Source organism: Streptomyces sp. NPDC090021 (assembly GCF_044748225.1).
In the GTDB taxonomy this organism is placed as follows: domain Bacteria; phylum Actinomycetota; class Actinomycetes; order Streptomycetales; family Streptomycetaceae; genus Streptomyces.
Genome location: NZ_JBIVFO010000049.1, coordinates 14,816 through 34,034, shown reverse-complemented (window position 1 = coordinate 34,034; position 19,219 = coordinate 14,816). Strand labels below are relative to the sequence as shown.

Below are 19,219 nucleotides of genomic sequence, written 5' to 3'. Positions count from 1 at the left end.
CGGATCTGACGGACAGTCAGGTACCTCGATGATGTGGACGCCGGGAGGCCTGCGCCGTGCACCTCGCCCCGACCGAAGGCCAGTTGCGGCTCCGTGCCGAACTGCGCGCGTACTTCAAGGAACTCCTGCCCGACGGGCTCCCCGACGACCCCGCCCGCCAGCGCGAACTGCTCCGCCGCATCGGCTCCGACGGGCTGCTCGGCCTCGGCTGGCCCGTCGAGTTCGGCGGGCAGGGGCGCGGCGCGGACGAGCAGTTCGTCTTCTTCGACGAGGCGTACCGGGCTGGCGCTCCCGTCTCCATGGTCACGCTGAACACCGTCGGCCCGACCCTGATGAAGTACGGGACCCGGGAACAGAAGGACTACTTCCTCCCCCGGATCCTCGCGGGTGAGATCGTCTTCGCCATCGGGTACTCCGAGCCCGAGGCCGGCACCGACCTCGCCTCACTGCGCACCCGGGCGGTCCGCGACGGCGCCGACTGGCTGATCCACGGACAGAAGATCTTCACCTCCAACGCCCAGAACGCGGACTGGATCTGGCTGGCCTGCCGCACCGACCCCCGGGCCCCGAAGCACAGGGGCATCTCGATCATCCTCGTGCCCACCGACGGCCCCGGCTTCTCGTGGACCCCGATCGACACCGTCGGCGGGCTCACGACCACGGCGACGTACTACGACTCCGTCCGCGTGCCGGCCGGCAATCTTGTCGGCCCCGAACACGGTGGCTGGGGGCTGATCACCAACCAGCTCAACCACGAGCGCGTGGCCCTCGCCGCGATCGGCATGCAGGCCGAGGACTTCTACGCGAGCGCCCTCCGGCACGCCCGCACCCCCGACCCGGCCACCGGGGAGCGGCCCGCCGACCTGCCCTGGGTGCGGTCCCGGCTCGCCGAGGCCCACGCCCGGCTGGCCGCCGTACGCCTCCTCAACTGGCGTCTCGTCCAGGACGTGGGCAGCGGCAGTCTGGCCCCCGGCGACGCCAGCGGCGTGAAGTTCCTCGGCACCGAGTCCACCGTCGAGGTGTACCGGATGTGCCAGGAGGTGGTGGGTGAGGAGGCGCTCGTACGCGGTCCCGCGGGCTTCGCGGGCGGCGAACTCGAGCGGCTGAACCGGGCCGCCCAGATCAACACCTTCGGCGGCGGGGTGAGCGAGGTCCAGCGGGAGATCGTCGCCATGATGCGGCTCGGCATGAAGGGGAGGAAGCGATGACGGCGGACGCGACCGGCACGGCCGAGGAGGCGGCCCGGTTCCACACACGGCTGGCGGCCTTCGAGGGACGGCCGGCCGCGGTCGACGGCCAGGGCAAGGACGCGGTCAACGCGCCGATGATCCGTCACTGGTGCGAGGCGATGGGCGACACCAACCCCGCCTACACCGGGCCGGACGCCATCGCTCCCCCCACCATGCTGCAGGCCTGGACCATGGGCGGGCTCTCCGGCCACTCCGAGCGCTCCTCCGCCCACGACGAGCTCTTCGCCCTCCTCGACAGCGCCGGCTTCACCTCCGTGGTCGCCACCGACTGCGAACAGGAGTACCTCCGCCCTTTGCGCCCCGGCGACACGATCACCTTCGACGCCGTGATCGAGTCCGTGTCACCGCGCAAGACGACCAAACTCGGCACCGGCCACTTCGTGACGACCCGCATGGACGTCCGGGTGGGTGGGGAGCCCGTCGGTACGCATCGCTTCCGGATCCTGAAGTACGCCCCCGCGGGCCGGCCGGCGAAGCAACCCGAGCCCCGCGGGAAGACCGGGACACAACGCCCCCGCCCCGTGGTCAACCGCGACAATCAGGGTTTCTGGGAGGGGGTGCGGGAGCACCGGCTGCTGATTCAGCGCTGCACCTCCTGCGCCACCCTCCGTTTCCCCTGGCTTCCTGGCTGCAACAGCTGCGCGAGCCCGGACTGGGACACGGTCGAAGCCTCCGGCGACGGCACCGTGTTCAGCCACGTCGTCATGCACCACCCGCCGTTCCCGGCCTTCGATCCGCCCTACGCCGTCGCGCTGGTCGAGCTCGCCGAAGGGGTCCGCATGATCAGCAACATCACCGGTGTTCCGTACGACGAGGTGCGGATCGGCATGCCGGTCCGACTGGAGTTCCAGCGCGTCGACGACGACCTCGAACTCCCCGTCTTCCGCAGGAGCGAGGCCTGATGGACTTCCACCCCACCGAGGAGCAGGCCGCTGCGGCCGGTCTCGCCGCCCGGATCTTCTCCGACCTCGCCACCCACGAACGCCTCGCCGCCATCGGCACCGGCAGTGACGCCGAACTGTGGAAGGCCCTCACCGCCGCCGGACTGACCGCCGCCGTCGAGGAGGTCGGCCTGCTGGGGCTGGTCCTGCTGCTGGAGGAGCAGGGCCGCACCACCGCCCAGGTCCCCTACGCCGCCACCTGCGCGTACGGGATCCTGCCCGTGGCCGCCCACGGCAGCCCGGAGCAGCGTGCCCGCCTGCTGCCCGTGCTCGGCAGCGGGGAGGCCGTGGCCACCGGAGCCTTCCCGGCCCGCGGCCGGATCACCGCCGAACGCTGCCGGCTCACCGGCACCGTCCCCGCCGTCCCCTGGCTGCGCGACGCCACGCACCTGCTGGTCCCGGACACCGACCGGGCTCTGTGGCTCGTACGGACCGACGCGCCCGGCGTGCGGACGTCTCCCGTCGAGACCACTGCCCCCTGGGCCGCGGGCCGACTGGCACTCAGCGGGGCCGAAGCCGAACGCATCGGCTCCGCCGGCGCCTACGAGCACACCCTCGCCGCCGCACGCACCGCCTTCGCCGGGCTCCAGGCGGGCGTCTGCGCGGGCTCGCTCGCCCGAGCGGTGGAGCACACCTCCACCCGCGAGCAGTTCGGCCGGCCGCTCTCCACCCACCAGGGGGTCATGCTGCGCGCGGCCGACGCCTACATGGACACCGAGGCGATCCGGGTGACCACCTACGAGGCGGCCTGGCGCATCGACCGCGGGCTCCCGGCACACGAGCACGCGCTCACGGCGGCCTGGTGGGCCTCGGAGGCAGGAAAGCGGGTCGTGCACGCGGGCCAGCACCTGCACGGCGGTACGGGCGCCGACCTGGACCACCCGGTCCACCGGCACTTCCTGTGGGGGCGCCAGCTGGACGCCTACCTGGGCTGCGGCAGTGAGCTGCTGGCCGAGCTGGGAGCTTCGATAGCCGAGGGAGAACAGGCATGAAGGTCGGCGACACGCTGCCGGCGCTGGAGATCGCGGTCACTCGCACGCTGATCGTCGCGGGCGCGATCGCCTCCCGCGACTACCAGGACGTGCACCACGACGCGGCGCTCGCACGCGGGAAGGGCTCCCCGGACATCTTCATGAACATCCTGACCACCAACGGTCTGGTCGGCCGCTACGTCACCGACCACCTCGGGCCCCGGGCGGTGCTGCGCAGGGTGGCCATCCGCCTCGGCGCCCCCAACCATCCGGGGGACACGATGACCCTCACCGGCACCATCACGGCCGTGCTCGGCAACACCGTCGAGATCCGGGTCGTCGGAGCCAACCGCATCGGCCACCACGTGTCGGGAACGGTCGTCGCGGAGGTGGCGGCATGAGCGTCCGCACCCGGGACCGGCTCGGCGGCCGGGCCGCGATCGCCGGCATCGGCGCGACCGAGTTCTCCAAGTACTCCGGCCGCAGCGAGCTCAAGCTCGCCGTCGAAGCCGTGCACGCGGCCCTCGACGACGCCGGGCTCACCCCCGCCGACGTCGACGGCATGGTCACCTTCACGATGGACACCAGCCCCGAGATCACCGTCGCGCAGGCGGCGGGCATCGGGGAGCTGTCCTTCTTCTCCCGCATCCACTACGGCGGGGGCGCCGCCTGCGCCACCGTCCAGCAGGCCGCCCTCGCCGTCGCCACCGGAGTCGCGGAGGTCGTCGTCTGCTATCGCGCGTTCAACGAGCGCTCCGGACGCCGCTTCGGTTCCGGCGTCCAGCAGCGCGAGCCTTCGGCGGAGGGCGCGGCGCTGGGCTGGTCGCTGCCCTGGGGGCTGCTGACCCCCGCCTCCTGGGTGGCCATGGCGGCACAGCGCTACCTGCACGCCTACCACCTCACCCCCGAAGCCTTCGGGCACGTGGCGGTCACCGACCGCCGGCACGCCGCGAACAACCCTGCCGCCTACTTCCACGGCAAGCCGATCACCCTCGCCGACCACGCCGCCTCGCGCTGGATCGTCGAACCGCTGCGACTGCTGGACTGCTGTCAGGAGACCGACGGCGGCCAGGCCCTCGTCGTCACCACGACCGAACGGGCCCGCACCCTGCGACACGCCCCCGCCGTGATCACCGCGGCGGCGCAGGGCGCCGGACGCCGCCAGGAGGGCATGACCTCCTTCTACCGTGACGACCTGACCGGCCTGCCGGAGATGGACGTGGTCGCGCGCCAGCTGTGGCGCACCAGCGGGCTGAGGCCCTCCGACATCGACGTCGGCATCCTCTACGACCACTTCACGCCCTTCGTGCTGATGCAGTTGGAGGAGTTCGGCTTCTGCAAGCCCGGCGAGGCCGCCGATTTCGTGGCCGCGGACGCGCTCCCGCTCAACACCCACGGCGGCCAGCTCGGAGAGGCGTACCTGCACGGCATGAACGGCATCGCCGAAGCCGTCCGCCAGCTGCGCGGCACCTCCGTCAACCAGGTGGCCGGGGCCTCGCACGCACTCGTCACGGCCGGCACGGGGGTGCCGACGTCCGGGCTGATCCTCGGCGCCGACGGCTGAGACCCCGGCGCCGACGGCTGAGACCCCGGTCCTTGCCCCGGCCCTGCCCCCTCCACCTTCAGGGGGTGGGGATGGCCCCAGTCCTACAACCTGAGATGGATCCCCCATCGGCACCTGCGGGCGATCCCAGGGCGGGCGGGCGCTCCTAGCGTGGAGACATGACCCCGCCTGTGTGCACGCTCGCCTCGAATCCGACGCCCTACCCGTCGTTCTCGGCGTACGTCCGGACCCGCGGCACGGTCCTGTTGCGCACCGCGCGCTCCCTCACCGCCAACCCATGCGATGCCGAGGACCTGCTCCAGACGGCCCTCGCCAAGACGTACGTGGCCTGGGACCGCATCGAGGACCACCGTGCCCTGGACGGCTACGTCCGGCGGACCCTGGTCAACACCCGCACCTCCCAGTGGCGCAAGCGCAAGGTCGACGAGTTCGTGTGCGACGAACTCCCGGAGACCGAGGCGGCACCCTCCTCCGACCCTGCCGAGGCCCAGGCGCTGCGCGACGCGATGTGGCGTGCGGTGACCCGGCTGCCGGACCGGCAGCGAGCCATGGTCGTCCTGCGCTACTACGAGGACATGAGCGAGGTGCAGACCGCCGAGCTGCTGGGGGTTTCGGTGGGCACGGTCAAGAGCGCCGTCTCCCGCGCCCTGGGCAAGCTCCGTGAAGATCCGGAACTCACCCCGGTCCGCTGAGGCGGGCGATGTTTCACGTGAAACGAGGGGATGTTTCACGTGAAACACCAAGCGGTTTCTACCCTCGGGTAGTGACAGACCGGCCGGTACGTGCGCAGAATCTGCTGCATCCGTAGCCGCCGCAGCGCCGCAGCGCTCACCGGGAGGACGCTTTGCTCAGCACCATGCAGGACGTACCGCTCCTCGTCACCCGCATACTTCGTCACGGGATGACGATCCACGGAAAGTCCCAGGTCACGACCTGGACCGGGGAGGCAGAGCCGCACCGTCGCAGTTTCGCCGAGATCGGCCTCCGCGCCACCCGCCTCGCCGGCGCCCTGCGCGACGAGCTCGGGGTGCAGCAGGACGACCGGGTCGCCACGCTGATGTGGAACAACGCGGAACACGTCGAGGCGTACTTCGCGATCCCCTCCATGGGCGCGGTCCTGCACACCCTGAACCTGCGGCTTCCCCCGGAGCAGCTGGTCTTCATCGTCAACCACGCCGCCGACCGGGTGGTCCTGGTCAACGGCACGCTGCTGCCCCTCCTCGCGCCGCTGCTGCCGCACCTGCCGACCGTCGAGCACGTCGTCGTGACCGGCATCGGTGACCGCTCGGTGCTCGACGGCCTGAACGTGCGCGTGCACGAGTACGAGGAGCTCCTCGAAGGCCGCTCCGACAGCTACGACTGGCCCGAGCTGGACGAGCGCCAGGCGGCCGCGATGTGCTACACCTCCGGCACCACCGGGGACCCGAAGGGCGTCGTCTACTCCCACCGCTCGCTCTACCTGCACTCCATGCAGGTCAACATGGCCGAGTCGATGGGGCTGACCGACAAGGACACCACCCTCGTGGTGGTCCCGCAGTTCCACGTGAATGCCTGGGGCCTGCCGCACGCCACCTTCATGACCGGCATCAACATGCTGATGCCGGACCGCTTCCTGCAGCCCGCCCCGCTGGCCGAGATGATCGAGCGGGAGAAGCCCTCGCACGCCGCGGCCGTTCCCACCATCTGGCAGGGGCTGCTGGCCGAGGTCACCGCCAACCCGCGGGACCTGACCTCGATGAAGCAGGTGACCATCGGCGGCGCGGCCTGTCCGCCCTCCCTGATGGAGGCCTACGACAAGCTCGGCGTGCGCGTCTGCCATGCCTGGGGCATGACGGAGACCTCCCCGCTGGGCACGATGGCGCACCCGCCGGCCGGGCTGAGCGCCGAGGAGGAGTGGCCCTACCGGATCACGCAGGGCCGCTTCCCCGCCGGTGTGGAGGCCCGTCTCGTCGGCCCCGGCGGCGACCTGCTGCCCTGGGACGGGGCGTCGGCCGGCGAGCTGGAGGTGCGCGGCAACTGGATCGCGAACGCCTACTACGGTGGTGTCTCCGGCGAACCCTTCCGGCCCGAGGACAAGTTCAGCGCCGACGGATGGCTCAAGACCGGTGACGTCGGCGTGATCAGCCCCGACGGCTACCTCACCCTCACCGACCGCGCCAAGGACGTCATCAAGTCCGGCGGTGAGTGGATCTCCAGCGTCGAGCTGGAAAACGCCCTCATGGCGCACCCCGAGGTCGCCGAGGCCGCGGTGGTGGCCGTTCCCGACGAGAAGTGGGGCGAGCGGCCGCTGGCGACCGTCGTCCTCAAGCCCGGTGCGACCGTGGACTACACGGCGCTGCGCGAGTTCCTCTCGCGGTCGATCGCCAAGTGGCAGCTGCCGGAGCGCTGGACGATCATCGACGCCGTGCCCAAGACCAGCGTCGGCAAGTTCGACAAAAAGGTGATCCGGCAGCAGTACGCGGACGGTGCACTGGAAGTCACCAAGATCGCCTGACGCCGTCGGCCCCGACGGGTTAGCCCCGCGTGAGCCATGGCCGCAGCAGCCTGCTGACGGCGGGCATGGCCACGTAGGTCATCAGCGAGCTGAAGACGACGGCGAAGGCTGCCGTTCGCAGCACGAAGTGCAGATCCACCAGGTACGGCCCGAGTACCGCGTTGCCGGCGAGCGAGATCGGGAAGATGGCCAGCCCCGAGCTGATCGCCATCTTCCACCGCGGCGGCGCGGGCCGGGTCGTACCCGGCTTGGCGAACCAGGTCTCCATGCCGTGCAGTTCCCGCCGGGCTATCTCCGTGTGGTGGTGGCCCAGGCAGTTGGAGAACCACTGGGCCCGCTCCGGGGAGTCCTGCCAGCGCTGGAAGGCGGCCTGGTTGCGGAAGCGGTGGACCAGGAACCACGGCCCGCCGTCCGTCGCAGGGCGGAAGAGCCCGTAACCCAGGTGGTCCGGAAAGCCGGCGGCCGTCTCCAGGATCCCGTGGGCCCAGGCCTCGAACGTCTCCTCGTGCCCCGGCTCCACCTGTCGCGCGATGAGCAGGTTCACCTCCCCGTTGTCGGCGGGGACGGTGTGCTCGGTCGTGTTGATGATGGCCATCGGGCCAGGATCGCTAGTTGGTGCCGATCTTGGCGAGCAGGTCCACGATGCGACCCTGGACGTCCGTCGTGGTGGCCCGCTCGGCGAGGAAGAGCACGCTCTCGCCCGAGGCCAGCCGCGGCAGTTCGGCCGGATCGATGCCGGTCGCCGTGTAGACCACCAGCGGGGTGCGGTTCAGCTGTCCGTTGGCCCGCAGCCAGTCCACGATCCCGGCCCGCCGACGGCGCACCTGCATCAGGTCCATGACCACCAGGTTGGGCCGCATCCGCGTCGCCAGCTCCACGGCGTCGGTGTCCGCGCCCGCCCGGGCGACCTGCATCCCGCGCCGCTCCAGGGCCGCGGTCAGCGCGGTCGCGATCTCGTCGCGTTCCTCGATCAGCAGGACCCGTGAGGGGTGCTGCTCGCTGTCACGCGGTGCCAGCGCCTTCAGCAGCACGGCCGGATCGGCACCGTACGCCGCCTCGCGCGTGGCGTGCCCCAGCCCGGCCGTGACCAGCACGGGCACCTCGGCGGCCACGGCGGCCTGCCGCAGCGACTGCAGCGCGGTCCGGGTGATCGGCCCGGTCAGCGGGTCGACGAACAGGGCGGCCGGGAAGGCGGCGATCTGCGCGTCCACCTCCTCACGGGAGTGCACGACCACCGGGCGGTAGCCGCGGTCGCTGAGCGCCTGCTGGGTCTGCACGTCGGGCGCCGGCCACACCAGGAGCCGGCGCGGGTTGTCCAGCGGCTCCGGCGGGAGTTCGTCGTCCACGGGCTGAGGCACGGGCCGGTTGACGACCTCGACCGCACCGCCCGGGCCGTCCAGCGGCTCGGGACCCTCATCGGAACCCGCCTCGGGGGCCCCTATGGCGAAGGCCCGGCCCTGCGCACCGGGCTCGGCGAGCCGACGACGGCGCCCGGAGCCGGAACCCGTGGCGGGCCCGGCCGCGGCGGGGTCGACAGCGATGCCCTGGCCGAGGGTGCCCAGAGCACGCACGCTGATCGGCTGCGCGGCCTGCCCCTGCCCCTGCCCCTGCGCCGGTGCGTCCTGCGCCTGGCGGGCTCCGGGGACCGTGACCTGGCCGGAGGCCCCGTCGTCCTCGGAACCGGTACCGGCCGCCGGAGCCGGCCACGCCGGGGCGCCGGCCAGCGCGCGCCGCCGCCCGGTCGGGTTCTCGGCGGACGCGTCGGACGGTGCAGCGGGTGTCTCGGGCTCGGCGCCCGGGGAGCCCAGCGCCCGGCGGCCACGCCGCCCGGACGGTGCCTCGGCGTCGGGTCCGCCCTCGCCCTCGGAGACGGCCACGGACGTGTCGGCCCCTGCCGGGGGCTGGGGGGCGGAGGGAACCGGAGACGGACCGGCGGGCAGCGCGAAGCCGCCCTCCGGAGCGATGGGCCGTGCCGGTGCCGGCGTCGGGCCGAGCCCTGTCGCCGGCACCGGCCCGCCGACCTGCACCGGCCCGCCGACCTGCACCGGCCCGCCGACCTGCACCGGCCCGCCGGGCTGCGCAGGCCCGGCAGGACCCAGCGCCCGCCGCCGGCCGGCGGGGTGCTCGGTCACCGGAACCGGGGGCACCGCGGGTACGGGCGGGAGCGCGGGCATGGCGGTGCCCTGCGGCTGGACGGGCCGACCGGGGCCGCCCAGGCCCTCGGGGCCGCCTTCACCACTGTCGTCACCGGCCCGGCCGCGCCTGCGCCCGGTTCCGAGGCCTGCGGGGTTCACCGGGGACTGCGCCAGCTCGGGACCCGAGGCCGGGGCCGCCTCGCCCGCCCGCCGACGGCCCGAGGGCAGCGCCAGCGCGCCCCCGCCCTGACCGGCCTGCGGACCCGAGGCCTCGTCCTCCAGGAAGGCGTCCACCCCGCGCCGGCCCCGTCGGCCGCCGGAGACCCGGCCGGGGGCGGCACCCTCGGCCGTCCCGGAGCCGTCCGGCCCGTTGCCCGCCGGGGGCTCCTCCGGCGGCTCGGGCAGGGTCACCGTCCCGGCACCCGCGCCGAGCGGCAGTTCCAGCACGTAGGCCCCGCCGGGCGCGCCCGGGACCTCCACCGTCTGCAGTACACCGCCGTGCGCGGCCACGATGCCCCGGACGATCGGCTCGTGGACCGGGTTGCCGCCCTCGTAGGGGCCGCGCACCTCGATCCGTACGACATCGCCGCGCTGCGCGGCGGCCACCACGATCGTCGAGTCGCTGTAGCCGCTGCCCTGACGGGTCTTGCCGGTGGCGTCCACCCCGGCGACGTCCGCGACCAGGTGCGCGAGCGCGGTCGAGATCCGCTCGGCGTCCACCTCGGCCTCGATGGTCGGCGCGTGGACGGCGAACTGCGCACGACCGGGCCCGATCAGCTCGACCGCGCCGTCGACGCCGGCCGTGACCACGCCGTTGATCAGGACCTTCTTCTTCGCGAGCTTGTCGCGGCCGGAGTCCAGGCGCTGGAAGCCGAGCACGTTGTCCACCAGGGTGGTCATCCGCGAGTACCCGGCGGCCAGGTGGTGCAGCAGCTGGTTGGCCTCCGGCCACAGCTGTCCGGCGTCGTCGGCCGCCAGCGTCGACAGCTCGCCGCGCAGCTCGTCCAGCGGCCCGCGCAGGGAGTCACCGAGGACGGCGATGAGCTGCGCGTGCCGTGCGGCCAGGGCGTCGTAGGGCCGCCGGTCCGTGAAGGTCATGACGGCGCCCACGAGCTGCTCCCCGTCCCGTACGGGAGAGGTGGTCAGGTCGACGGCGACCGGCTGCCCGGCCTTGTTCCACAGCACCTGCCCGCGCACCCGGTGCTTGCGTCCGCTGCGCAGGGTGTCGGCGAGCGGGGACTCCTCGAAGGGGAAGGGCGAGCCGTCGGCGCGGGAGTGCTGGACCAGGCCGTGAAGTTCGCGGTTGCCGAGGTCGGTGGCGCGGTAGCCGAGGATCTGAGCGGCCGCCGGATTGACGAGCACCACGCGGCCTTCGGTGTCGGTGCCCACCACGCCCTCGGCGGCGGCGCGCAGGATCATCTCGGTCTGCCGCTGGGAGCGGGCCAGCTCGGCCTCGGTGTCGACGGTCTGCGAGAGGTCCCGGACCACGAGCATCAGCAGCTCGTCACCGGTGTAGGCGGGTTGCGGCTCACGGTAGGCGTCGCGGCCGTCGAGGTGGGCGCTGGTGACCTCGACGGGGAACTCGGAGCCGTCGGTGCGGCGGGCGATCATCCGCTTGGGTTTGGTGCGGCCGCCGGTGCCCTCGCCCGGCCGGCGCATGGAGCCGGGGATCAGCTTGGAGTCGAACTCGGGCAGGAGGTCGAGCACGCCCCGGCCGACGAGTCCGGTGCCGGGGCTCTCCATGACCTCGAGCGCGATCGAATTGGCGTTGACGACCGTGCCGTTGGCGTTGACGAGCAACAGCGCGTCCGGAAGGGCGTCGAGTATTGCTGCGAGGCGAGCAGCGCCTCGGGATGGCCTGCTGCTCACGACGAGCTTCCTCCCTGACCAACGACTACCGGCAAGTCACGGGAGGAGTCTAAGGCCACGGGCCCGCGGCGAGGTGGCCGATGTGCGGCCGACGACGCCCCTTCCGGGCATCCTCCCAGGTCAGGAACGCCCACTCGGAAGCAGAGGTTCCAAGTCGTCCCAGCGCTTGATTTCGCAGCCGTCCGTCCGGCGGAAGGTGGCGTTCACCTTGTGTCCGTTCCACGTTCCGGTGATGCGCGCGGTCGCGGGTCCGCCGTACTGCTTGGTGCAGATCTGGTCCGGCGCTACGGGGGCGAAGGGGTTGCGCCCCTCCTCGGCGAGCTGGTCCAGCCGCGCGCAGGCGCCCTCGGCCTCGGGGTGGTCACCACCGACGGGACCGCATTTGAGCGTGTACTCCCGGTCCAGCTGCCGGTTGCCGGTGTCGGCCATTTTCATGGTCAGCCGGTCGGGCGTCGCCAGCAGCTGTCCCAGGGGCAGCGGGGGCAGCGGCCCGGTGGCGGCGGTGGCCAGGGCCGAGGTGACGGCGAAGGCGGCGAGACGCAGCATGGGGCACTCCAGGTCGTCCGTGGGTCATACGCCTGACCAACGACGAGAGCCCGCCGATGTTGCGTGCGGCGGGGCCTTTAAGGCTTTGCCCTCGGCCCGTTCCGCCTAGTACCGTGGGAGCGGATTGGTGAGGGGCCCTGCGCCTGTGTCATCATCTGCACGCACCTTCGTACGCGGGGGTGTGCTGGAGGCGTCGCCTAGTCCGGTCTATGGCGCCGCACTGCTAATGCGGTTTGGGTCTTACCACCCATCGAGGGTTCAAATCCCTCCGCCTCCGCAATTCATCGAAGCCCCGGTCCGTCAGGACCGGGGCTTCGATGCGTTCCGGGGTCCGTGGGTCCGCCGGGGTGTTCCGGCCGGCTCCGAGTGTTGCCCGACCGCAGTCCGCACCTTGCGCCGACTCATACGGACGATCTTCTTCAGGAGCGTTTCCGCAGGTCAGGTGGGGTTTGGGTAATGGATTTCGCGTCCCGGCGAGGTCCATGTATTGTTGTTCTCGCAAGGCCAACGGGGCGAAAAACCCCAGGAAGCCCAAGCACTCGTAGCTTAACGGATAGAGCATCTGACTACGGATCAGAAGGTTGCAGGTTCGAATCCTGCCGAGTGCACGCTGATCAGAGGCCCCGGACGGAAGTCCGGGGCCTCTGTCTTGTGCCCGGCATTCGTATGCCCGTCTTCCGTGTGTTGCGGATGTGCCGGGCGGGATGCGGGATCTCCTCCTTGATGGGGAGGGGTCCCCCGGAAGATGTCAGGGGCGGGATGGCTCCGGCGGGGGACGTCGACCACCCGGAGGCGTCGGTACGGTTCTTGGAGATCGTCCGAAGCTGGAAAACGGGGGCAATCATGGGACTGTTCGGGAATGCGCACACCGTCGACCCCGTGTCGGCGCAGCGGGACTACGCGCGGCTGCTGGGGCAGGGGGAGCAGGTGCACGCCGCCTTCCTGCTGATCCGGGACACGATCCTGTTCACCGACCGGCGCCTGGTGCTCGTCGACAAGCAGGGGCTCACGGGCAAGAAGGTGGAGTACCACTCCGTCCCCTACCGCAGCATCACGCACTTCTCCGTGGAGACCGCCGGCCACTTCGATCTCGACGCCGAGCTGAAGATCTGGATATCCGGCAGCCCGACGCCGATCGAGAAGACCTTCACCAAGGGCGTCGACATCTACGAGGTGCAGGCGATCCTGACGCAGTTCGTCGCCCGGTAGCCGGTTGTCCGGCCGGCCTCAGAGGACCCGGGGGAGGCCGGTCACCGACATCACCAGCGAGTAGAGGGAGGTGGTGGCGGTGATGAAGAGACGGTTGTTCTTGGGGCCGCCGAAGGCGATGTTCGAGACGGGCTCGGGGACGCGCAGGCGGCCGATCAGGGCGCCGTCGGTGGCGTAGCAGTGGACGCCGTTCTCCATCGCGGCCGCCCACAGGCGGCCCTCGTCGTCGAAGCGGATGTTGTCGACGCCGGGGCAGGTGGTGAAGACGCGGTCACCGGTGAGGGTGCCGTCGTCGGTGACCTTGAAGGCGCGGATGTGGCCCGCCCTGGTGTCCGCCGCGTACAGCTCGCACTCGTCGGGGGAGAAGGCGAGGCCGTTGGGGCCGAGGAAACCGTCGGCCGCCAGGCGTACTTCGCCGGTCGAGGGATCGGCCCGGTAGAGGTTGCAGGCGCCGATCTCGCCGGGCGCGCGGTGGCCCTCGTAGTCGCTGGTGATGCCGAAGTCCGGGTCGGAGAACCAGATGGAGCCGTCCGAGCGGACCACCGCGTCGTTCGGACTGTTGAGCCGCTTGCCGTCGAAGCGGTCGGCGATCACGGTGATGCTGCCGTCGGGTTCCGTGCGGGTCACGCGCCGGTTGCCCTGTTCGCAGGAGATCAGACGGCCCTCGCGGTCGAGGGTGTTGCCGTTGGAGTGACCGGCGGGTGAGCGGAAAACGGAGACCGTGCCGGTCGCCTCGTCCCAGCGCAGCATCCGGTCGTTGGGGATGTCGCTCCACACCAGTTGCCGCCAGGCCGGCAGGTACAGCGGGCCTTCGGCCCAGCGGCAGTCGTCGTAGAGCCGCTCCAGCCGGGCGTCGCCGTTGGCGCAGCGGCCCGTCTTGAAGCGCTCGTCCAGAATCTCGTACAAAGTGAGGTCGGCTATGGCAGACACGATTCCCCCTGAGAAGCAATCTCCGAATACTGTTCGGCCTGAGGCTGAGATTGCAGGATCATGTACCGTCTTCGCAAGGGTGGTCAGGGCCATGAGAGGAAGATTGCGTGGACGACATCGACCGGGCGCTCGTCCTGCGCCTGCAGCAGGACGCCGGGCAGTCCTACGCGGCTCTCGGTACGGCTGTCGGCCTTTCGGCCGGGGCCACCCACGAGCGCGTACGCAAACTGCGCGAGCGCGGGGTGATCCGGCGGACCACCGTCGATGTCGACCCGGCCGCGGTCGGCAGCGGGGTCCTCGCCTACGTGATGGTCGACTCCACCGCGTGGATGGGCGAGTCCGAAGGCGACTTCGCCGCGATCCCGGAGATCCAGGAGGCGCACATCATCGCGGGCAGCGCGTCCGTACTGGTGAAGGTCCGCACGGCCTCGACCGAGCAGCTGCAGGACGTCCTGCGCCGCCTCTACGCCATCGACGGGGTCAGCGGCACCCACGCGACCGTCGTCCTGGAGACCTTCTTCGAGCGGCCGCTCCCGCTGTGACCTGGTGGTGCACAGGGATCCGGTGGACGGACTCCGCGCCCGCCATCGGGTGGTACGGCCAGGAGCGCGGCGAGCGGGCGAGCGTCCTGGTGTACGGGCAGCGAATGGCCTTCGTCGCACGCGGGGAGCGGTGCTGCCTGGGCGTGCGGCGGGCCGGGAAACGGACGCCCTGTCCGACCTCCGCCACCGTGCCCGGCCGTGGCGGGAGCGCGCAGTGCCCGGAGTGCGCGCGCCTCGACCGGTCGTTCTCCGTGGCCGCCGACACCAACGCCGCCGATCCACGGACCTACCGGGTCTATCTGGCCTGGTTCGGGCCCGGCATGGTCAAGGTGGGCATCACCGCCGAGGAACGCGGCTCCGCCCGGCTGCTTGAGCAGGGGGCGATGGCGTGGACCTGGCTGGGGCGCGGGCCGCTGATGGCCGCCCGGCGCACCGAGGAGCTGTTGCGGGCGTCGCTCCGGGTGCCCGACCGGATCGCGTACGCGCGCAAGCGCGCCGTGCGGGCGCACCTGCCCGGCGTACCGGAGCGGGCGCGCGAGGTCGCCGAGCTGCACGGCCGGGCGGTGGCGCTGGGCGGGTGGCCGGGGTCCCTGGAGCGGCTGGGGTGCGAAGTCACCGACCACGCGGTGGTGTTCGGGACGGACGGCTGGGAGGGGCTCCCGGACCCGGACCGGGTGATCGGGGAGATGGTGGCGGACCGGGCCGTCGTGGGGCGGTTGGTCGGCGCCGCCGGGCCCGACCTGCACTTCGAGGACGGGCTCGTGGTCGACACCCGGCTGCTGGCGGGATGGGAGCTCGCCGTGCCGGGTGAAGGGGCGGTGACCTCGGTGCCGGTGACGCGGATCCCGTCCGCGGCGGCTCCTCCGGCCGGGCAGGACGGGCTGTTCTGACGTTGCGGACGCGGAGGACCGCGAGGGATCATGACGGCCCGTGAGCCGTCGGCACCTATGGGTTCCCTGGACGCCATGGTCAAGAATTGGATCCCTTTGGTCTCCTGGGGCTGATTCGGGTGGACATGCCGGGGGCGCTCCGCCGAGGGTGGTGGGCATGACCACTCAGCCGGTGGCGGCCTTCGAACCGCCCTATGTCATGGCCGTCTTCAGCAACGTCCGTACCGCGGACGACACCGGATTCGACGAACTCAACGACCGGATGGAGGGGATCGTCGAGACGATCCCCGGCTACCTCGGCTACGAGTCCGCGCGTACCCCTGACGGTCTGGGCATCACCGTCGCCTATTTCCGGGACCACGAGGCCCTCACGGTGTGGCGCGAGAACCTGGAGCACCAGGCGGCCATGAAGCGGGGCCGCGCCGACTGGTACCAGAGCTACACCCTGCACGTCGGTACCGTCGAACGGAGCCACGGCTTTGTCCTCAACGGCTGATGCGGTCCGCGCCTTCAGGGAGCGGCTCGGACTGCCCGGACTGGTCGATGTCCACACGCACTTCATGCCCGGACGGGTCCTGGAGAAGGTGTGGGACTACTTCGACGGGGTCGGCCCCCTGACCGGCGTCGAGTGGCCCATCACCTACCGCCACGAGGAGGAGCAGCGCGTCGCGCTCCTGCGGGAGTTCGGCGTCCGGGCCTTCACCTCCATGCTCTACCCGCACAAACCGGATATGGCCGCCTGGCTCAACGCCTGGTCCGCCGACTTCGCGGCGCGCACTCCCGACTGCCTGCACACCGCGACCTTCTTCCCGGAGGAGGGAGTGGACGGCTACGTCCGCCAGGCCGTCACCTCGGGCGCCCGGATCTTCAAGGCACACCTCCAGGTCGGCGGCTACGACCCGAACGACGACCGCCTCGACCCCGTCTGGGGGCTGCTGGCCGAGGCCGGCATCCCCACCGTGATCCACTGCGGCTCCGGGCCCGTCCCCGGCAAGCACACGGGGCCCGAGCCGGTCGCCCGCCTGCTGGCCCGCCATCCGCGGCTGCCACTGATCATCGCCCACATGGGCATGCCCGAATACGCGGAATTCCTCGACCTCGCCGACCGTCACCCGGCGGTGCGCCTCGACACGACCATGGCCTTCACCGACTTCTCCGAGCGGTTCAGCGGCTTCCCGCCCGCAGACCTCGGACGGCTCGCGGACCTCGGCGACCGCATCCTGTTCGGCACCGACTTCCCGAACATCCCCTACCCCTACGAGCACCAGCTCGCCGCCCTCGAACGGCTGGGCCTGGGCGAGGACTGGCTGCGGGCGGTCTGCCACGACAACGGCGCCCGGCTGTTCCGCCTCGACCGCTGATCCGCCCCTGCCCGCCTTTACCCGCCCGCCCGGCCGTCTCCTCGGCTCGGCTCGACGGGTCCGGGGCCGTTGCCCTTTCTCAGGAAATTCACAGGTTGGGGCAAGAACGCTCTCAGAGGCACCGGGGAACGTGTTCGCATGACCGCGACGACCACCTCCCATGCGTCCACGTCCACCGGCAACCACACGGCCCTGGTGCGGCCCGACGGCGGGCCCTGCCGGGTGCTCGTCGTCGACGACGAGCCCTCGCTCTCCGAGCTGCTGTCCATGGCCCTGCGCTACGAAGGCTGCGAGGTCCGCAGCGCCGGCGACGGGGCCGGGGCGCTGCGGGCCGCCCGCGACTTCCGCCCGGACGTGGTGGTTCTCGACGTCATGCTCCCCGACATGGACGGCCTCACCGTTCTCGGGCAGCTGCGCCGGGAGATCCCCCAGGTCCCCGTCCTGTTCCTGACCGCCAAGGACTCCGTGGAGGACCGGATCGCCGGCCTCACCGCGGGCGGCGACGACTACGTCACCAAGCCCTTCAGCCTGGAGGAGGTCGTGGCCCGTCTGCGCGGCCTGGTGCGGCGTTCGGGCGCGGCACACGCGGCCCGCGGCGGCTCGGTCCTGACCGTCGGCGATCTGCGCCTCGACGAGGACAGCCACGAGGTGGTGCGCGCCGGCCGGGACGTCCACCTGACCGCCACCGAGTTCGAGCTGCTGCGCTACCTCATGCGCAACCCGCGGCGCGTGCTGAGCAAGGCGCAGATCCTGGACCGGGTCTGGTCCTACGACTTCGGGGGCCAGGCCAATGTGGTCGAGCTCTACATCTCCTACCTGCGGCGCAAGCTGGAGAGCGGCCTCGGATTGCCGTCGATGATCCACACCCGGCGCGGTGCCGGCTATCTGATCAAGCCGGCCGAGTAGTGGCACAACGTGGGCGTCGGCGACCGGGCGGCCGCCGGCCCTGGTCGCTGCGGACCCGGCTGGTCGTCTCGGCGGTGGCTCTGATCGCCGTGGTGGGAGCGGCCATCGGCACCGTCACCACCCTCGCGCTGCGCTCGTACCTGGTCACCCAGCTCGACGAGCAGTTGGCCACCTCCATGAGGATGGCGGCCCGGGCACCGGGCGGGAAGGCCGCACGGGAGGGCGGTGCGGGCTTCGTCATGGCCCCCGGCAGTCCGGTGGACGCCGCCGCGATCCGGCTGGACCACACGGGAGCCGTCCTCGGGAGCGCCCGCAACACCCGCCACGAGGGGTGGTCGCCCGACCAGCTTCCGCCGTCCCTCACCGAAGCCCAGAGCGAGACCCTCGCCCGGGCCGCCCAGAAGGCCGCGCAGGGTTCGCCCGAGCGGGCGGTCGGTGCGGAGCTGCCGGGCCTCGGCGCCTATCGGGTGCACGTCTCCCCCGACCGGACCCTCGTGCTCGCCTTCCCGCTGCGGGAGGTCGACTCCACGGTTCGCACCCTCGTCGGGGTCGAGCTCTGTGTCACCCTGGCCGGACTGATCGCCGCTTCGCTCGCCGGGCAGGCCCTGGTCGGTGTCGCCCTGCGCCCGCTGAGCCGGGTCGCCGCCACTGCCACCCGGGTCTCCGAACTACCTCTGCACCAGGGCGAGCCGGCCCTCCACGAACGGGTCCCGGACGCCGAGGCCGACCCCCGCACCGAGGTGGGCCAGGTCGGCGCCGCCCTCAACCGGATGCTCGGCCATGTCTCCTCCGCCCTCACCGCGCGCCAGCAGAGCGAGATGCGGGTGCGGCGGTTCGTCGCCGACGCCAGCCATGAACTGCGTACGCCGCTGGCCTCCATCCGCGGGTACGCCGAACTCACCCGCCGGGGCCGCGAGGAGCCCGGCCCCGACACCCGGCACGCCCTGGGCCGGATCGAGTCCGAGGCCACCCGGATGACCGGCCTGGTCGAGGACCTGCTCCTGCTGGCCCGGCTCGACGCCGGCCACCCGCTGTCCGTCGGCGACGGCGACGGCGACACCGGCACGGGCAGCGACCTCGCCCCCCTCGTCATCGACGCCGTCAGCGACGCCCGGGCTGCCGGGCCGGAGCACCACTGGCGCCTGAACCTGCCCGAGGAACCGGCCCCCGTACGCGCCGACGCGGCACGCATCCAACAAGTACTGGTCAACCTGCTCGCCAACGCCCGTACGCACACACCGCCCGGCACCACCGTCACCGCCCATGTTTCACGTGAAACATCCACCGTCCGGCTGCGCATCGAGGACGACGGCCCGGGCATCGCGCCCGAGCTGCTTCCCCGGGTCTTCGAGCGTTTCGCCCGTGGTGATGCCTCCCGCTCCCGGGCCGCCGGTTCCACCGGCCTCGGGCTGGCCATCGTCCAGGCCGTGGTCACGGCCCACGGCGGGAGCGTCGCCGTGCGGAGCCGGCCGGGGCGGACCTGTTTCGAGGTCGTGCTGCCTCTCGCGGCGGACGTGGACGCGGGGGCGGCAGCCATGGGGGTGGCGGATCCGGACTCACAGACGGGCCACAGGCTCAGCACACTGAGGTGACAGGCGGCTCCACGAGGGT

General features: G+C 71.9%; 18 protein-coding genes and 2 tRNA genes. 16 read left to right on the top strand and 4 right to left on the bottom strand.

Annotation, left to right across the window (positions count from 1 at the left end; translation table 11 throughout):
- Window positions 1-56: 56 nt before the first annotated feature.
- The 7 genes from ACIPXC_RS30445 to ACIPXC_RS30415 all read left to right on the top strand — a co-directional run bounded on the left by ACIPXC_RS30445 (window position 57) and on the right by ACIPXC_RS30415 (window position 7,220).
- Window positions 57-1,208, top strand: a complete 1,152-nt coding sequence (locus tag ACIPXC_RS30445) for an acyl-CoA dehydrogenase family protein (protein WP_401624497.1) — start codon at window positions 57-59, stop codon at window positions 1,206-1,208.
- The gene (locus tag ACIPXC_RS30440) at window positions 1,205-2,152 is read left to right on the top strand and encodes a bifunctional MaoC family dehydratase N-terminal/OB-fold nucleic acid binding domain-containing protein (RefSeq protein WP_401624495.1); all 948 of its coding nucleotides are present in this window, start codon (window positions 1,205-1,207) and stop codon (window positions 2,150-2,152) included. Before ACIPXC_RS30445 ends, ACIPXC_RS30440 begins: the two co-directional genes overlap by 4 nt.
- Window positions 2,152-3,183, top strand: coding sequence for an acyl-CoA dehydrogenase family protein (locus ACIPXC_RS30435; protein WP_401624493.1), 1,032 nt, complete (start codon window positions 2,152-2,154; stop codon window positions 3,181-3,183). Before ACIPXC_RS30440 ends, ACIPXC_RS30435 begins: the two co-directional genes overlap by 1 nt.
- Entirely contained in the window at window positions 3,180-3,563 is a 384-nt protein-coding gene (locus tag ACIPXC_RS30430; protein ID WP_401624491.1) for an acyl dehydratase, read from the top strand. The genes ACIPXC_RS30435 and ACIPXC_RS30430 overlap by 4 nt, the downstream gene beginning before the upstream one ends.
- Entirely contained in the window at window positions 3,560-4,726 is a 1,167-nt protein-coding gene (locus ACIPXC_RS30425; protein ID WP_401624489.1) for a lipid-transfer protein, read from the top strand. Before ACIPXC_RS30430 ends, ACIPXC_RS30425 begins: the two co-directional genes overlap by 4 nt.
- Before the next feature lie 158 nt (window positions 4,727-4,884).
- Entirely contained in the window at window positions 4,885-5,418 is a 534-nt protein-coding gene (locus tag ACIPXC_RS30420; RefSeq protein ID WP_401624487.1) for a SigE family RNA polymerase sigma factor, read from the top strand.
- A gap of 152 nt (window positions 5,419-5,570) precedes the next feature.
- Entirely contained in the window at window positions 5,571-7,220 is a 1,650-nt protein-coding gene (locus tag ACIPXC_RS30415) for a long-chain fatty acid--CoA ligase (RefSeq protein ID WP_401624485.1), read from the top strand.
- 19 nt (window positions 7,221-7,239) lie between these two features.
- On the opposite strand, the gene ACIPXC_RS30410 is transcribed toward ACIPXC_RS30415, so the two are convergent.
- The 3 genes from ACIPXC_RS30410 to ACIPXC_RS30400 form a co-directional block, all read right to left on the bottom strand.
- A complete protein-coding gene (locus tag ACIPXC_RS30410) occupies window positions 7,240-7,815 on the bottom strand; it encodes an antibiotic biosynthesis monooxygenase (RefSeq protein WP_401624483.1) in 576 nt (191 codons plus the stop codon).
- A gap of 13 nt (window positions 7,816-7,828) precedes the next feature.
- Complete coding sequence (locus ACIPXC_RS30405; RefSeq protein ID WP_401624481.1) at window positions 7,829-11,224, bottom strand: PAS domain-containing protein; 3,396 nt, start codon at window positions 11,222-11,224, stop codon at window positions 7,829-7,831.
- A 120-nt stretch (window positions 11,225-11,344) separates the two neighbouring features.
- Complete coding sequence (locus ACIPXC_RS30400; protein ID WP_401624479.1) at window positions 11,345-11,770, bottom strand: SSI family serine proteinase inhibitor; 426 nt, start codon at window positions 11,768-11,770, stop codon at window positions 11,345-11,347.
- A gap of 186 nt (window positions 11,771-11,956) precedes the next feature.
- On the opposite strand from ACIPXC_RS30400, the gene ACIPXC_RS30395 reads away from it, so the two are divergent.
- The 3 genes from ACIPXC_RS30395 to ACIPXC_RS30385 all read left to right on the top strand — a co-directional run bounded on the left by ACIPXC_RS30395 (window position 11,957) and on the right by ACIPXC_RS30385 (window position 12,979).
- Window positions 11,957-12,047: transfer RNA gene (locus tag ACIPXC_RS30395), tRNA-Ser, on the top strand.
- Between the two features lie 258 nt (window positions 12,048-12,305).
- Window positions 12,306-12,378, top strand: a tRNA-Arg gene (locus ACIPXC_RS30390).
- Between the two features lie 235 nt (window positions 12,379-12,613).
- Window positions 12,614-12,979 carry a PH domain-containing protein gene (locus ACIPXC_RS30385; protein WP_030956977.1) on the top strand — a complete coding sequence of 122 codons (366 nt, stop codon included), beginning with the start codon at window positions 12,614-12,616 and terminating at the stop codon, window positions 12,977-12,979.
- A gap of 18 nt (window positions 12,980-12,997) precedes the next feature.
- Here the strand turns inward: ACIPXC_RS30385 and ACIPXC_RS30380 are convergent, their stop codons facing one another.
- Window positions 12,998-13,885, bottom strand: a complete 888-nt coding sequence (locus ACIPXC_RS30380) for an SMP-30/gluconolactonase/LRE family protein (protein ID WP_401624476.1) — start codon at window positions 13,883-13,885, stop codon at window positions 12,998-13,000.
- Window positions 13,886-14,016: 131 nt separating this feature from the next.
- Between ACIPXC_RS30380 and ACIPXC_RS30375 the strand changes: the two genes are divergently transcribed.
- From ACIPXC_RS30375 to ACIPXC_RS30350, 6 genes are all read left to right on the top strand, one after another.
- Window positions 14,017-14,451, top strand: coding sequence for an Lrp/AsnC family transcriptional regulator (locus tag ACIPXC_RS30375; protein WP_401624474.1), 435 nt, complete (start codon window positions 14,017-14,019; stop codon window positions 14,449-14,451).
- A complete protein-coding gene (locus ACIPXC_RS30370) occupies window positions 14,448-15,341 on the top strand; it encodes a DUF2797 domain-containing protein (RefSeq protein ID WP_401624472.1) in 894 nt (297 codons plus the stop codon). Before ACIPXC_RS30375 ends, ACIPXC_RS30370 begins: the two co-directional genes overlap by 4 nt.
- A 157-nt stretch (window positions 15,342-15,498) precedes the next feature.
- The gene (locus ACIPXC_RS30365) at window positions 15,499-15,837 is read left to right on the top strand and encodes an antibiotic biosynthesis monooxygenase family protein (RefSeq protein ID WP_401624470.1); all 339 of its coding nucleotides are present in this window, start codon (window positions 15,499-15,501) and stop codon (window positions 15,835-15,837) included.
- A complete protein-coding gene (locus ACIPXC_RS30360) occupies window positions 15,821-16,702 on the top strand; it encodes an amidohydrolase family protein (RefSeq protein WP_401624468.1) in 882 nt (293 codons plus the stop codon). Before ACIPXC_RS30365 ends, ACIPXC_RS30360 begins: the two co-directional genes overlap by 17 nt.
- Window positions 16,703-16,840: 138 nt before the next feature.
- Window positions 16,841-17,608, top strand: coding sequence for a response regulator transcription factor (locus ACIPXC_RS30355; RefSeq protein WP_401624466.1), 768 nt, complete (start codon window positions 16,841-16,843; stop codon window positions 17,606-17,608).
- Window positions 17,608-19,200, top strand: coding sequence for a sensor histidine kinase (locus ACIPXC_RS30350; protein WP_401624464.1), 1,593 nt, complete (start codon window positions 17,608-17,610; stop codon window positions 19,198-19,200). Before ACIPXC_RS30355 ends, ACIPXC_RS30350 begins: the two co-directional genes overlap by 1 nt.
- Window positions 19,201-19,219: the final 19 nt, after the last annotated feature.